11 protein-coding genes and 1 pseudogene are annotated in these 13,737 nt (G+C 61.2%); 3 read left to right on the top strand and 9 right to left on the bottom strand.

Annotated elements, in window-relative coordinates:
- From UW3_RS29645 to UW3_RS0115475, 7 genes and pseudogenes are all read right to left on the bottom strand, one after another.
- Window positions 1-252, bottom strand: a pseudogene (locus UW3_RS29645) (dipeptide ABC transporter permease DppC); the annotation flags it as partial.
- Between the two features lie 10 nt (window positions 253-262).
- Window positions 263-1,273, bottom strand: coding sequence for an ABC transporter permease subunit (locus UW3_RS0115500; RefSeq protein WP_010223422.1), 1,011 nt, complete (start codon window positions 1,271-1,273; stop codon window positions 263-265).
- Window positions 1,274-1,347: 74 nt separating this feature from the next.
- Window positions 1,348-2,943 carry an ABC transporter substrate-binding protein gene (locus UW3_RS0115495; protein ID WP_010223421.1) on the bottom strand — a complete coding sequence of 532 codons (1,596 nt, stop codon included), beginning with the start codon at window positions 2,941-2,943 and terminating at the stop codon, window positions 1,348-1,350.
- A gap of 72 nt (window positions 2,944-3,015) precedes the next feature.
- Complete coding sequence (locus tag UW3_RS0115490) at window positions 3,016-4,395, bottom strand: OprD family porin (RefSeq protein ID WP_010223420.1); 1,380 nt, start codon at window positions 4,393-4,395, stop codon at window positions 3,016-3,018.
- Between the two features lie 168 nt (window positions 4,396-4,563).
- A complete protein-coding gene (locus UW3_RS0115485) occupies window positions 4,564-6,156 on the bottom strand; it encodes an ABC transporter substrate-binding protein (protein ID WP_010223419.1) in 1,593 nt (530 codons plus the stop codon).
- Between the two features lie 254 nt (window positions 6,157-6,410).
- The gene (locus UW3_RS0115480; RefSeq protein WP_010223418.1) at window positions 6,411-8,036 is read right to left on the bottom strand and encodes an ABC transporter substrate-binding protein; all 1,626 of its coding nucleotides are present in this window, start codon (window positions 8,034-8,036) and stop codon (window positions 6,411-6,413) included.
- A 314-nt stretch (window positions 8,037-8,350) separates the two neighbouring features.
- A complete protein-coding gene (locus UW3_RS0115475; RefSeq protein WP_010223417.1) occupies window positions 8,351-9,067 on the bottom strand; it encodes an SIMPL domain-containing protein in 717 nt (238 codons plus the stop codon).
- A 202-nt stretch (window positions 9,068-9,269) separates the two neighbouring features.
- Between UW3_RS0115475 and UW3_RS0115470 the strand changes: the two genes are divergently transcribed.
- On the top strand, window positions 9,270-10,526 hold the full coding sequence (locus UW3_RS0115470; RefSeq protein WP_010223416.1) for an ATP-binding protein: 1,257 nt from the start codon (window positions 9,270-9,272) through the stop codon (window positions 10,524-10,526).
- A complete protein-coding gene (locus UW3_RS0115465) occupies window positions 10,526-11,086 on the top strand; it encodes a response regulator transcription factor (protein ID WP_010223415.1) in 561 nt (186 codons plus the stop codon). Before UW3_RS0115470 ends, UW3_RS0115465 begins: the two co-directional genes overlap by 1 nt.
- Window positions 11,087-11,180: 94 nt before the next feature.
- Here the strand turns inward: UW3_RS0115465 and UW3_RS0115460 are convergent, their stop codons facing one another.
- Both UW3_RS0115460 and UW3_RS0115455 read right to left on the bottom strand, forming a co-directional pair.
- The gene (locus UW3_RS0115460; protein ID WP_010223414.1) at window positions 11,181-11,372 is read right to left on the bottom strand and encodes a hypothetical protein; all 192 of its coding nucleotides are present in this window, start codon (window positions 11,370-11,372) and stop codon (window positions 11,181-11,183) included.
- A gap of 14 nt (window positions 11,373-11,386) precedes the next feature.
- Window positions 11,387-13,027, bottom strand: a complete 1,641-nt coding sequence (locus UW3_RS0115455) for a hypothetical protein (RefSeq protein ID WP_010223413.1) — start codon at window positions 13,025-13,027, stop codon at window positions 11,387-11,389.
- 182 nt (window positions 13,028-13,209) lie between these two features.
- On the opposite strand from UW3_RS0115455, the gene UW3_RS29640 reads away from it, so the two are divergent.
- Window positions 13,210-13,737 (top strand): AEC family transporter (locus UW3_RS29640; protein ID WP_010223412.1); only part of this gene is annotated, 528 nt, incomplete at its 3' end.

Raw genomic sequence — 13,737 nt, 5'->3', positions numbered from 1 at the left:
CCAGTTCCCCCCTGGGAGCCACACCGGCGGGGTCAGCAGGAAGTCACGGTACTGCTCGCTGGGGTTGTGCGGCGCCACCCAGGGTGCGAATAGCGCGCAGAACACGATCAGGCTCATGAACATCAGCCCGGCGACCGCACCCTTGTTGCGCGAGAAGGCTTGCCAGAACTCCTTGTACGGCGAAGGGTAGAGCAGGCTCTGGTCGACAGCGGTGGCCGGGGTGGTGACAGATTTCGGAAGTGGGGTAGTCATGACGAGGCCCTCAGCGCTGATGACGGATGCGTGGGTTGGCCAGGCCGTAGAGAATGTCCACGACGAAGTTGACCAGGATCACCAGGCAGGCAATCAACAGGATGCCGTTCTGTACCACGGGGTAATCACGGGCGCCGATGGCTTCGATCAGCCACTTGCCGATGCCCGGCCAGGAAAAGATGGTTTCGGTCAGTACCGCACCGGCCAGCAGGGTGCCGACCTGCAGGCCGAACACCGTCAGCACCGGGATCAGCGCGTTGCGCAGGCCGTGCACGAACACCACGCGGGCCGGTGACAGGCCCTTGGCGCGGGCCGTACGGATGTAGTCTTCGCGCAGCACTTCGAGCATGGAGGAGCGGGTCATCCGGGCGATCACTGCCAGCGGAATGGTGCCCAGGACAATGGCCGGCAGAATCAGGTGCATCAGCGCGTCCTTGAAGGCGCCTTCCTCGTCGCTGAGCAAGGTGTCGATGAGCATGAAGCCGGTTTTCGGCTCGATGTCGTAAAGCAGGACGATGCGCCCGGAAACCGGGGTCCAGCCCAGGCTTACGGAGAAGAACATGATCAGGATCAGGCCCCACCAGAAGATCGGCATCGAGTAGCCGGCCAGCGAGATCCCCATGACCCCGTGATCGAACAGCGAACCGCGCTTGAGCGCGGCGATCACCCCGGCCAGCAGGCCGATCACCCCGGCGAAAAACAGCGCCGCCATGGCCAGCTCGAGGGTCGCCGGGAACAGGGCGAGGAACTCGGTCCAGACACTTTCACGGGTACGCAGCGATTCGCCAAGGTCACCCTGGGCAAGCTTGCTGACGTAGTCCAGGTACTGTTCGGGAAGCGGTTTGTTCAGCCCCAGGCGCTCCATGGCCTGGGCGTGCATTTCCGGGTCGACCCGCCGTTCACCCATCATGACTTCAACCGGATCGCCGGGTATCAGCCGTATGAGCGCAAACGTCAGCAAGGTGATGCCGAAGAAGGTCGGGATCAGCAATCCCAGGCGCCGGGCAATAAAACTAAACATCTTCTGGAGTACCTCATCAGCCGGTCAGGCATGCCCGCCGACACCCGGGTAGGGTGTCGGCGGTCGTTCTTGTTCTACTTCACCTGGGTAGTGGCGAAGTTGTTATTGGTGAGGGGGTTGATGTGGTACCCCTCAACGTTGTCGCGCATGGCGGTGAACATCTTCGGATGCGCCATGCTGATCCACGGTTGATCTTCATCGTACACCGCCAGAGCCTTTACATAGAGCGCTGCGCGCTCATTGGTGTCGGTGACTTCACGGGCCTTGGTGATCAACTGCTGGAAGGTTTGATTGCACCAGCGGGCATAGTTCTCGCCACTTTTCACCGCGTCGCAGCTAAGCAGCGGGCTGAGGAAGTTGTCCGGATCGCCGTTGTCACCGGCCCAGCCTGCGGAGACCATGTCCGCTTCGCCCTTCTTGGCACGGCGCAGCATTTCGGCCCATTCCATCACCCGAATATCGACTTTCAGGCCGATCTTGGCCAGGTCCGCCTGGAGCATTTCGGCACTCAGGCGCGGGTTGGGGTTGGTCGGGCCGCCGCCGTTGCGGGTGAACAGGGTCAGCACCGCGCCCTCCGGCACGCCGGCTTCCTTGAGCAGGGCACGGGCTTTGTCGAGATCGCGGGGCGGGTTCTGATTGTCGGTGTTGTAGCCAATCAGGGTCGGAGGGTAAGGGTTGACCGCGACCAGCGCGTTGCCTTTGCCAAACAATTGGTCGACGTGGGTCTGGCGGTCGAAAGCGATGTTGATGGCTTTGCGCACGCGCACATCGCTCAGGTACTTGTGTTCGGTGTTGAGCGAGATGTAGCCGGTGGTCAGCGCTTCCATCTCGGCCACTTTCAATTTGGGGTCGGCCTTGATGCTGGGGATGTCGTCGGGCTTGGGATACAGCGCCACCTGGCACTCGTTGGCCCTGAGCTTTTGCAGGCGCACGTTGTTGTCGTTGGCGATGGCGAAGATCAGGGCATCGGCTGGTGGCTTGCCGCGAAAGTATTCCGGGTTGGCCTTGTAGCGGACCTGAGCGTCTTTGTTGTAGCGCTGGAAGATGAACGGGCCGGTGCCGATCGGCTTGCTGTTGAGCTCGGCGGTCTTGTCGGCCTTGAGTAACTGGTCGCCGTATTCGGCGGAGTAGATCGAGGTGAAGGCCATGGCCAGGTCACGCAGGAAAGGCGCTTCGGGGCGATTGAGGGTGAAGACCACGGTGTGATCGTCGGTCTTCTCGACGCTTTTGAGCAGGTCCTTGAAACCCATGCTCTCGAAATAAGGGAAACCGATGCTGGTCTTGTTGTGCCACGGGTGATTCGGGTCCAGCTGTCGTCGGAAACTCCACAGCACGTCGTCCGCATTCATATCGCGAGTGGGTTTGAAGTAATCCGTGGTGTGGAACTTGACCCCTTCGCGCAGGTGGAAGGTGTAGGTCAGGCCGTCTGCGCTGATGTCCCAGCGTTCGGCCAGGGCTGGCTGGATATCGGTGGTGCCTGGCTTGAAGTCGACCAGGCGGTTGAAGATGGCCTCGGCCGAGGCATCGGCGGTCACGGCAGTGGTGTACTGGACGATATCGAAGCCTTCCGGGCTGGCCTCGGTACATACCACCAGCGGCTTGGCCGAGAGGCCCGCCGCAGTACTCAACAGGACGGCTGCCAGGGCAGCCTGTAGTGGTAACAGTTTCATGAAACCTCCTGCAATCGATTAACCAGAGTAGCCGTCCCGGCCGGTTCGGCGAACCGACCGGGAAACCGCGTTCTAGAGGAAGTTGAAAGGAATGGTGGTGACAATCCGCAGCTCGTCCAGGCTACCGTCGGCCTGGGCCTTGCTGGCCCGGTGGGCGGTATAGGTCGCGCGGATGGTGGTGTCCTTCAGGGTGCCGCTCTGCACCGCGTAGGTGGTGCCGATGCCCCACTCGTAGTGGTTCTCGTCGTCCAGGCCGCGGACGTCGTAACCGGTGCCCTTGTAGTGGGTACCGTCGATGCCCCAGCCACGGGCGTTGTACAGGTTGAACTTGAGCCCCGGCACGCCGTATTGGGCCATGTTCAATACATAGGCAATCTGCATCGACTTCTCGTTCGGGCCGTTGAAGTCCGAGAGCAGGGAGTTGGCCAGGAAGATCGCGTTGGTGTCGTGCAGGTAGTCGAAGTATTCGTTGCCGTTGACCTGCTGGTAGGAGAAGGTCAGGTTGTGAGCCTGGTGGGTCAGGCCGAACGACAGACTGTAGGTGTCGTTATCAATGTCGCCGAGCTTGCTTTTGCCTTCGTCCTTGGTCTTGTAGTAGTTCAGGCCAGTGGTCAGGCTCAGCACCGCGCTGTCGCCCAGCTCATGGCTGGCGCCGAAGTAGTACTGGTTCCACAGGTCTTCGACGTTGGACACGTAGAAGCTGGTCTTCAGGCTCTTCAGTGGCTGGTAGCTGACGCCGGCGATGTTGACGTGATCGGCTTCAAAGGCGCGATCACCATACTCGGCAACGAACTTGCTGGTGCCCTGTTCGGTCCGGGTCGAGAGCCGGTCGAAGGTACCGAAATCAAAGGACAGGTTGTCGAACTCTTCGCTGTGGATGCTCACACCCTCGAAGCTCGACGGTAAGGCACGGTTGCCAATGAACGCCAGTACCGGGGTGTCCATCGACTGGCGGCCGGCGGTCAGGGTGGTGTTGGAAACCCGCGCCTTGACGTTGGCCAGGCCCATCTTGCTCCACTGGCCGATGACGTCGCCATCGCTGTGGGTCAGGGTCCGGTTGTTCGGCCCGGCCACTGCGGCACGGCCGCGCTGCAGGGCAATGGCGTTGTAGGCGGCGACTTCGGTGCTGAAACCAACAGTACCTTCGGTAAAGCCCGAGGTGTAGTTGAGGATGGTGCCCTGGACCCAGTTGTCCCGGCTGTGGGTGTCGTGGCGGGTACCATCGCTCTTGTAGTACTTCCACATCGGCGCGCGGGTGGCGCGTTCGCGGGCGTACCAGTTGCGGGTCGAACCGGACAGGCTCTGCCCTTCGATGAAACCCTTGGCTTCGCTCTGGGCGCTGGTGGATTTGACGCTGACCGGGACGAAGTCCTGGCTGGCGGGTTCGGCCTGGGCCACGGCTGACAGGCCACTGAGGGACAATGCCAGTACTGCGGTTTTGGTTCGTTTCAAGGTAAAGCTCCCTTTTCTTTTCTTTTTTTAGTGATCGCCTGGCTTTTTGAGCTGGGCGTCTTGCCGGATGGAACAAGGGTTGCAAACGTTTGCTGTAGGGCAATCGAGCATCTTCAGGCTGAGCTCTCCTGCGAGGGCGATGCGCACCCCCGAGGGAGAAGTCGGTTTTTATTCGGTACTGACGCCTGAAAAGTTGTTGCGCCCGAAAGGACTTACCTTGAAATCCACGACCTTGGCACTGAGCGGCTGGTTGACCGTCGAGTGGGCGATCGGGGTGATGGGCAACTGTTGCTTGAGGCGCTGCTGCGCCTGTTTGTAGAGCACGGTGCGTTGCTCGCGGTCGGTGATGGTCTTGGCTTTCTTGACCAGGGCGTCGTACTGCGGGTCGCACCACATGGAGTAGTTGTTGCTGCCAATCGCGTCGCAGCTGTACAGGGTGCCCAGCCAGTTGTCCGGGTCACCGTTGTCGCCGGTCCAGCCGATCAGCGAGATGTCGTGTTCACCGTCCTTGGTGCGCTTGAGGTATTCGCCCCATTCGTAGCTGACGATCTTCACTTTCAGACCGACCTTGCCCCAGTCGGCCTGGAGCATTTCGGCCATCAGCTTGGCATTGGGGTTGTACGGGCGTTGCACAGGCATGGCCCAGAGGGTGATTTCAGTGCCTTCCTTGACCCCGGCGGCCTTGAGCAATTCGCGGGCCTTGTCCGGGTTGTAATCGGCATCCTTGATGCTGTCGTCGTAGGACCACTGGGTCGGCGGCATGCTGCCCACCGCCAGCTGCCCAGCCTCCTGGTACACCGCTTTGACGATGGCCGATTTGTTGATCGCCATGTCCATGGCCTGGCGCACCTCGAGCTGGTCGAAGGGTTTGTGCCGCACGTTGTAGGCGATGTAGCCGAGGTTGAAACCGGGCTTTTCGATGACCTGCAGCTTCGGGTCGCTCTTCAGGGCGTTGAGATCGGCGGGGCGCGGGTGCAGGGTGACCTGGCATTCATTCTTGCGCAGCTTCTGGATGCGCACCGACGGGTCGGTGTTGATCGAGAAGATCAACTGGTCGATCTTCACCTGGCTCGGGTCCCAGTAGTCCTTGTTGCCGCGGTAGCGGATCTGCGAGTCCTTCTGATAACGCTGGAACACGAACGGGCCGGTGCCGATCGGCTTCTGGTTGATGTCGCTGGGGCGCCCCGACGTCATCAACTGCTCGGCATATTCGGCCGAGAGTACAGAGGCAAAGTTCATCGCCAGGTTTTGCACAAAAGCGGCATCGACGCTGTTGAGGGTAAAGACCACGGTCATCGGGTCGGTCGTCTCGATCCGCGCGATGTTCTTGTCCAGGCTCATGCTGACGAAGTAGGGAAACTCGGTGGGGTAGGCCTTGCGGAACGGGTGGTTGCGGTCGAGCATCCGGTTGAAGGTGAACAGCACGTCGTCGGCGTTGAAGTCGCGGCTGGGAGTGAAAGCCTTGTTGCTGTGGAACTTGACCCCTTCGCGCAGGTGGAAGGTGTAGGTCAGGCCGTCGTCGGAAACCTCCCAGCTTTTCGCCAGGGCTGGCTTCACGGCCGTCGCACCGCGTTCGAATTCCACCAGGCGGTTGTAGATCGGTTCGGCGGCGTCGTTGTCGGTGGCGCTGGTGTACTGCGCCGTGTCAAAACCGCCCGGGCTGCCTTCGGAGCAGAACACCAGGTTGTTGGCCAGGCTGGTAGGGGCCTGGGCGAGCAGGCCAAGGCCCAGCAATGCCGCATAAATCGGAGTGTGGCGCATGACAATCCCTTCTCTCTTGTTGTTTTTCACGTGGTCCATGGCGCACAGCTGTACGAATCGCGCCGACTACGCTGCACCCTTGACGGTAGGTCCATCAGGGCGTTGCAGATAGGTGCGATTGCGCAGAGGTGTGTAGGAGGTATCCGATAGAGCGGGCGACGTTTCCTTGTCGATGCGCTAGCGGTTGACCTGCCAGGCCATCAGGTTGCGGCCCCGGGTGCCGTGTGGCGTCGCGGGGCCGATCCGTTTGGCTGCTACTTGGTCACGCTGACCCCATAGAAGGAGTTCAAGCCAAAGGGGCTGATCTTGAAGTCCTGTACGGTTGAACGCATAGGTTGATACACCGTCGAGTGAGCGATGGGTGTCATCGGAACCTGTTCTTTGAGGATGTGTTGCGCTTGCTTGTACAACTCGGTGCGCTTGGCCTGGTCGGAGGTGGCCTTGGCTTGCTTGACCAGGTCGTCGTACGGCTTGTAGCACCATTTGGAGAAGTTGTTGCCTTCCAGGGCATCACAACCGAACAGGGTGCCCAGCCAGTTGTCCGGGTCACCGTTATCGCCGCTCCAGCCAATCAGCATGGCGCCGTTTTCGCCGCCTTTGGAGCGCTTGATGTACTCACCCCACTCGTAGCTGACAATCTTGGCCTTGATGCCGACCTTGGCCCAGTCCGACTGCAGCATCTCGGCCATCAGCTTGGCATTGGGGTTGTACGGACGTTGCACCGGCATGGCCCAGAGGTTGATCTCGGTGCCTTCCTTGATGCCGGCTTCCTTGAGCAGTTGCCTGGCTTTTTCCGGATCGTACTTGGCGTCCTTGATGGTGGTGTCATAGGACCACTGGGTCGGCGGCATGGCGTTGACCGCCAGCTGGCCGGCGCCCTGGTACACCGAGTCGATGATCTGCTGCTTGTTCACCGCCATGTCCAGCGCTTCGCGGACCTTGAGCTGGGCCATCGGGTTGGGCTGGTTGCTGCCCTTGATCTTGTCCATCACGTTGTAGGCGATGTAGCCGAGGTTGAAGCCGGCCTGGTCAGGCATCTTCAGGTTGGGGTCGTTCTTCAGCGGCTCGATATCGGCCGGGCGCGGGAACAGGGTGACCTGGCACTCGTTCTTCTTGAGCTTCTGCATGCGCACCGAGGCATCGGTGGTGATGGCGAAGATCAGGTTGTCGATCTTCACATCGTCAGGCTTCCAGTAGTCCTTGTTGCCCTTGAAGCGGATCTGCGCGTCTTTCTGGTACTTGCTGAACACGAACGGGCCGGTGCCGATCGGCTTCTGGTTGATGTCGGCGGGCTTGCCCTGCTTGAGCAACTGGTCGGCGTATTCGGCGGACTGGATCGAGGCGAAGCTCATGGCCAGGTTCTGGATGAAGGCGGCGTCGACGCCATTGAGGGTGAACTTGACCGTGTGATCGTCGAGCTTTTCGACCTTGGCGATGTTCTTGTCCATGCCCATGTCGGTGAAGTACGGGAACTCGGTGGGGTATGCCTTGCGGAACGGCATGTCCTTGTCGAGCATCCGATTGAAGGTGAACAACACGTCGTCGGCGTTGAATTCGCGGGTCGGCTTGAAGAAATCGGTGGTATGGAACTTGACCCCTTCACGCAGGTGGAAGGTATAGGTCAGGCCATCCTCGGAAATGTCCCAGCGAGTTGCCAGGCCCGGGATGACCGCAGTGCCGCCACGCTCGAACTGGCTCAGACGGTTGAAGACTGTCTCGGCTGAGGCATCGAAGTCGGTTCCGGTGGTGTATTGGCCAGGGTCGAAGCCCGCAGGGCTGCCTTCGGAGCAAAACACCAGGTTAGTCGCCGCAAGGGCAGAGGGGGCGCCGGCAAGCAAGCCTGCGCCGACCAGAAACGGAATGACCGCGTGTTTGAGCATGGTGGCCTCATTGTTGTCATTTTTGATTTGAGGGGGCCTTGTGAGCCGACCTGCGGATACTTATGCAGGCCCCATACCCAATGCAACACTCAAAGGGATGTGTGACGGAAAACAGTGGGACGAACGTACAAGAATGTCGCATCCGTATAATTTTTTATGGAGTTGATCGTTTGCGAGGGGGTGTTTCAATGTATTTCGAAGACGTTGTCTCTATATCGAGTCAGTCTTTGCACTAAATTGGGGCGTGAGGTGCTACGAGTAACAGGGTTCGCGGCAGCCGAAGCTGCCGCGAAACAGCAGAAAAGTAACGTTGTTTACGGCATCTGGACTTCGATGGTGCCGTCGGCGCTGAGGGTCACCTGGCTGGTGCCCGCCTCGATTTCTGGAACGGCAGCAGCGTCTTCGGCCATGCCGGCTTTCATCATCATCGGCGCGCTACGGGCATAAGGATGCGGGTAGCCGCTGCTGTTGAGGTTGAGGTTGACCACTTTGTAGCCTTTGCCGCCCAGCGCTTCGGTGGCCAGTTGGGCGCGGGCCTTGAAGGCGCTGACGGCATCCTTGAGCAACTCGTCTTCGCTGGTCTTGCGCGTGGCCGGGGCGATGGAGAAGTCCATGCCGCCCATTTTCAGGTCCTGCAACAGGGTACCGGTGAGTTGCGACAGGGCCGGGAAGTTGGCGCTTTCCAGGCGCAGTTCGGCGCGCTCACGCCAGCCGGTGATCCTCTGGCCCTTGTTGTCGTAGATCGGATAGCTGTTGCGGCTGCCCTGGCTGATCTTCACGTCCTTGACTTCGCGGGCCTGTTTCACCGCCTTGTTCATGGTTTCGGTGATTTGCGTGGCAAGCTTGCCCGGGTCGGTATTCTGCGCTTCGCTGTACAGGGTCACGACCATCAGGTCGCGGGCCACTTCCTTACTGACTTCGGCGCGCAGCGAAATCTGGTTGTAGCGAGGGGCTTCTTCAGCCAGGGCCGGAAGGCTGGCAAGCAAGCTGGTGGCCATGACCAGGGCGGCGCTGCTGCGGGTGATAGACATGTATGACTCCTTGAAATTGAGGCGCGAACACTGAACAGAAGCAGTGTGCGCAGGCCCATAAGACTGGCAACAGTGTAGTGAGGTTCAAAATGGCCATCATTGTTGTGTAAAAAAGTGTGGCGCTTTGCCGCATCACTGCAGACCAGGCCACAGCTTCGGTATACTCGCGACGATTCGCCTGGAGCACTCATCAGGAGAGCTCATGCTCGCCCCCGTACAAATGTTGTCTGCAACCCGTCAGAACCTCTGGCGCCTGACCTTCATCCGCATCCTGGTGCTTGCCGCCCAGGCCGGCTCGGTCGGTGTCGCCTACTGGACCGAACTGCTGCCGCTGCCGTGGCTGTCGCTGGTCATCACCCTTGGCCTGTCGATGCTGCTGTGCGCCTTCACGGCCTTGCGCTTGCGTCTTACGCTGCCGGTCACCGAGCTGGAGTATGCCTTCCAGCTGGCCTGTGACCTGCTGATCCACAGTGCCTTGCTGTATTACTCGGGGGGGTCGACCAACCCCTTCGTGTCCTACTATCTGGTGCCACTGGCCATCGCCGCGGTGACCTTGCCCTGGGTCTATTCGCTGATCCTTTCCGGTATCGCCCTGGCGGCCTACAGCCTGCTGCTGGTGCAGTTCTACCCGCTGGAAACCTTCCCCATGGCCCGGGAGAAGATGCAGGTCTACGGCATGTGGCTGAGTATCGCCCTGGCCGCCGCGGTGATTACCTTCTTCGCCGCGAAGATGGCCGAAGAGCTGCGCCGCCAGGAACAACTGCGCGCCGAGCGCCGGGAGGAGGGGCTGCGTGACCAGCAACTGCTGGCCGTGGCTACCCAGGCGGCGGGCGCCGCCCATGAACTGGGCACGCCTTTGGCGACCATGAGCGTGTTGATCAAGGAAATGCGCCAGGACCACAGCGACCCGCTGCTGCAGGAAGACCTGGCGGTGCTGCAGGATCAGGTCAAGCTGTGCAAGGAAACCCTGCAGAATCTGGTGCGCGCCGCCGAAGCCAACCGGCGCCTGGCCGTCGAGAACCAGGAAGTGACCTTCTGGCTCGACGAGGCGCTCAACCGCTGGCACCTGATGCGCCCGGAAGCCAGTTACCGCTTCCAGCGCCTGGGCCAGGGTAGCGTGCCACGTCTGGCGCCGCCGCCGGACCTGACCCAGGCCCTGCTCAACCTGTTGAACAACGCCGCCGATGCCTGCCCGGATGATCTGGAAGTACGCCTGGATTGGGATGCCCAGGACATGGTGATCAGCATCCGTGACCATGGCCCCGGCGTGCCGGCGGCGATTGCCGAATCGATCGGCAAACCCTTCTTTACCACCAAGGGCAAAGGCTTCGGCCTGGGCCTGTTCTTGAGCAAGGCCAGCGTGACCCGTGCTGGCGGCTCGGTAAAACTCTATAGTCATGAAGAAGGCGGTACGCTCACCGAGCTGCGCCTGCCGCGTGACGCGCGAGGAGATGTGTGATGAGTGATGAAATCCAGGTTGAAGGCGAAGAGCTGCCGCACCTGTTGCTGGTTGACGACGACGCCACCTTTACCCGGGTGATGGCCCGGGCCATGAGTCGCCGCGGCTTTCGCGTGAGCACCGCAGGTTCTGCCGAGGAGGGCCTGAAAATCGCCCAGGACGACGTGCCGGACTACGCCACGCTGGACTTGAAGATGGACGGCGATTCCGGTTTGGTACTGCTGCCCAAGCTGCTGGAGCTGGACCCGGAAATGCGCGTGGTGATCCTCACCGGTTACTCGAGCATCGCCACGGCGGTTGAAGCGATCAAGCGCGGTGCCTGCAACTACCTGTGCAAGCCGGCCGATGCTGACGATGTGCTGGCCGCATTGCTCTCCGAGCATGCCGACCTCGACAGCCTGGTGCCGGAAAACCCGATGTCGGTCGACCGCCTGCAGTGGGAGCACATCCAGCGCGTGCTGACCGAGCATGAAGGCAATATCTCCGCTACGGCCCGGGCCCTGGGCATGCACCGGCGGACCTTGCAGCGCAAACTGCAGAAGCGCCCGGTGCGGCGCTGAGCGCAAATCGCGGGGCAAGCCCGCTCCTACAGGTCCTGCGCCAACCCCAGGAGCAGCGCCTTATCTGTGGGAGCGGGCTTGCCCCGCGATGAATCTACTTGCCGCCGAGGATCGTTCGATCCACCCTCACTGCCAGCTGCCCGGCCCCGGGCGCGGCGTCAAACACCACCTTGCCCGTCTCGGCCAGCTTGGCCCGGCCGATCACTAAGCCATCGCGCAGCAGTTCCAGGGGGACATCCTTGAGTGACTGGCCCGACGCCAGCTCAATGTTCAGGGTAATGCTCATGAGTGATTTCCTTATCACGGGTGTTGATCGATGTAGGTCGTGGTGCTCGCATCCAGCGAGGCGATCAGTTCCGGCGAGCCACCGCGGAACTGGCGAAACAGGTTGCGCGAAACTGACTTGCCGGAGGTGTCCACCGGCACCGTCAAGGTCGGCTGGAAGCGCTCGGTCAGTTCGGCATAGTCGCTCCACGGGCCGATGTACGATTCATTCAGGCCGTTGACCACACTGACCGCATACCGCACCGCATGGCCGGGCAGCCAGTTCGGCTGGCTCGGTACCTGGGTCTGCCAGCCGTCGGCGCGCACGCTCGGTGCACCGGCAGGGGCCTGGAGGTAGCCGGCGGGTGTGTTCGGGGTGTAGTCCTTGAGCAGCAGGTAGGTGCTCCAGCCCCACCAGTTGTCGATCTGCGCCGGGTCATTGAGGTTGTTGACGTCGGCGCGGCGCATCAGTTTGCCGTTGCGCAGGGCGAACAGCGGCGCGAAGTTGCCCGGCACTTGCCCCTCTACCGCGGCCTGCAGGTCGGCGGCGATGCGCAGGGCGCCATAGGCTGTCGGCGCGGGCAGATTACCGCTGTCGAACGCCTGGAAGATCTCATCGGCAGACTTCTGCACCGCCAGGCCCACCTGCTTGCGGTTGGCCACATCGATGCTGTCGAAGTAGCGCTTGTCGCCATAGCCACGCCAGGTATCGCCCTGGGCGTTGCGCAGCACCAGGCCGTACTTGCTGTCTTCATCGTGCATGAAGCGCGAGATCAGCGAGCCGAGGTCGGCCGGGGTGACGTTGTCCTTGATGGCCTTGCGCGGCACCCGCACATGGCCGGCCGAGAACAGGTCGGTGAGGAAGTGGTCAGCGAAGGCGTTCATCGCGTAGGCCAGCTCCAGCTGCCCGTCATCGCCGCTGGCCCGTGCTTTCACGGCCTGGCGCAGAGCGGCGGTGTGGCCGGCGATATAGGCCAGCAGCGCCCATTCGCCAAAGTGGTCCCAGTTGCTCGCAGCCAGTTTCAGGTAGCGGCCAAGTGGGAACATCGGCGAGACGAAGCTGCCACCTCCGGTGATCTTGTTCCATTCTTCCGAGAGGGTGTCGCCCAACTGATCGTAGGCTTCGTGGGGCTGGCGACCGTCTTTGATCGCCTGGTTGGCCGCGGCGATTTCCCGTTGCATGACCGCCAGGATCTTGCCGGCTTCTTCCCGGGAGGCGGGAAGCACGGCCAGCGAATCAAAGGCGGCGGCAAAGCGCTGGACGCGTTCTTCAGCATTGGCGCCATCGGCAATCGGCCGCTCGGGAACACCATAGAAGTCGCCGCCCAGGGCAACGATCTGGCCATAGCTGAGGGTCAGGCCGTTGGGCAGGTGCAGGGCGACTTTCCAGGCGGGGATCGGCGCGCTGTCCTGGCTGAAGCGCAGCAGGGTGTTGTCGCCGATGGCGGTGTGTTCACCACCTTCGAAGCGCAGCACCGGCTTGCCGCTGGTTGGCGGTTTGGCGGGCAGGCCAAGGCGGTGGTATTTGATCGTGTGGTGACCATCGAGCACCAGCACGATACGGGTATCGGGGCCGGGGATCTTGATACCGTCGACACTGAACAGGGCATCGAGGTCGGCGACCACGGTGGTGGCGAGCGCCTTTTGGGCGTGCAGTCCGGTTTGCATACCTGACATATTCAACTCCTTTGAGATGTCATGGATTTCCGTAAACAACTGTATGTATGTACAGTTGTTTGGATCATATCCAATCTGTCTCCTACGTCAACAATTCTTTTTTCTTACGTCAGAATGCGATTCATCAACTGGCGGCTGACGTATCATTAGCCCCCTAACGACAGCCATCGGGACCACCCTGCATGCTCGCCCTTTTTATCCAGACGCTGAACATCACGGCGCCGGTGTTCGCCATGCTGTTCATGGGCGTGCTGCTCAAGCGCATCAAGGCCATCAACGACGGCTTCATCCACACCGCGTCGTCGCTGGTGTTCAACGTCTGTATGCCGGCGCTGCTGTTTCTCGGGATTTATCACGCTGACCTGACGGCGGCGGTCAAACCCGGGTTGCTGGTGTTTTTCGTGGTCGCCACGCTGGGCAGTTTTGCCCTGGCCTGGGGCTTTGCCCTGTGGCGCTGCCCGCGCGAGGATCGCGGCATCTACACCCAGGGCGGCTTTCGCGGCAATAACGGGGTCATTGGCCTGGCCCTGGCGGCGAGTATGTATGGCGATTACGGCATCTCGCTGGGGGCAATCCTCGCCGGCCTGGTGATTCTGTTGTACAACTCGCTGTCATCGGTGGTGCTGGCGGTGTACAGCCCGAGCATGAAGTCCGACCCCTGGAGCATCTTCAAGAGTATCCTGCGCAACCCGCTGATCATCAGCGTGTTG

Origin of the sequence: Pseudomonas donghuensis (genome assembly GCF_000259195.1) — a bacterium.
Classification (GTDB): domain Bacteria; phylum Pseudomonadota; class Gammaproteobacteria; order Pseudomonadales; family Pseudomonadaceae; genus Aquipseudomonas; species Aquipseudomonas donghuensis.
This window is presented reverse-complemented; position numbering and strand designations above follow the sequence as displayed.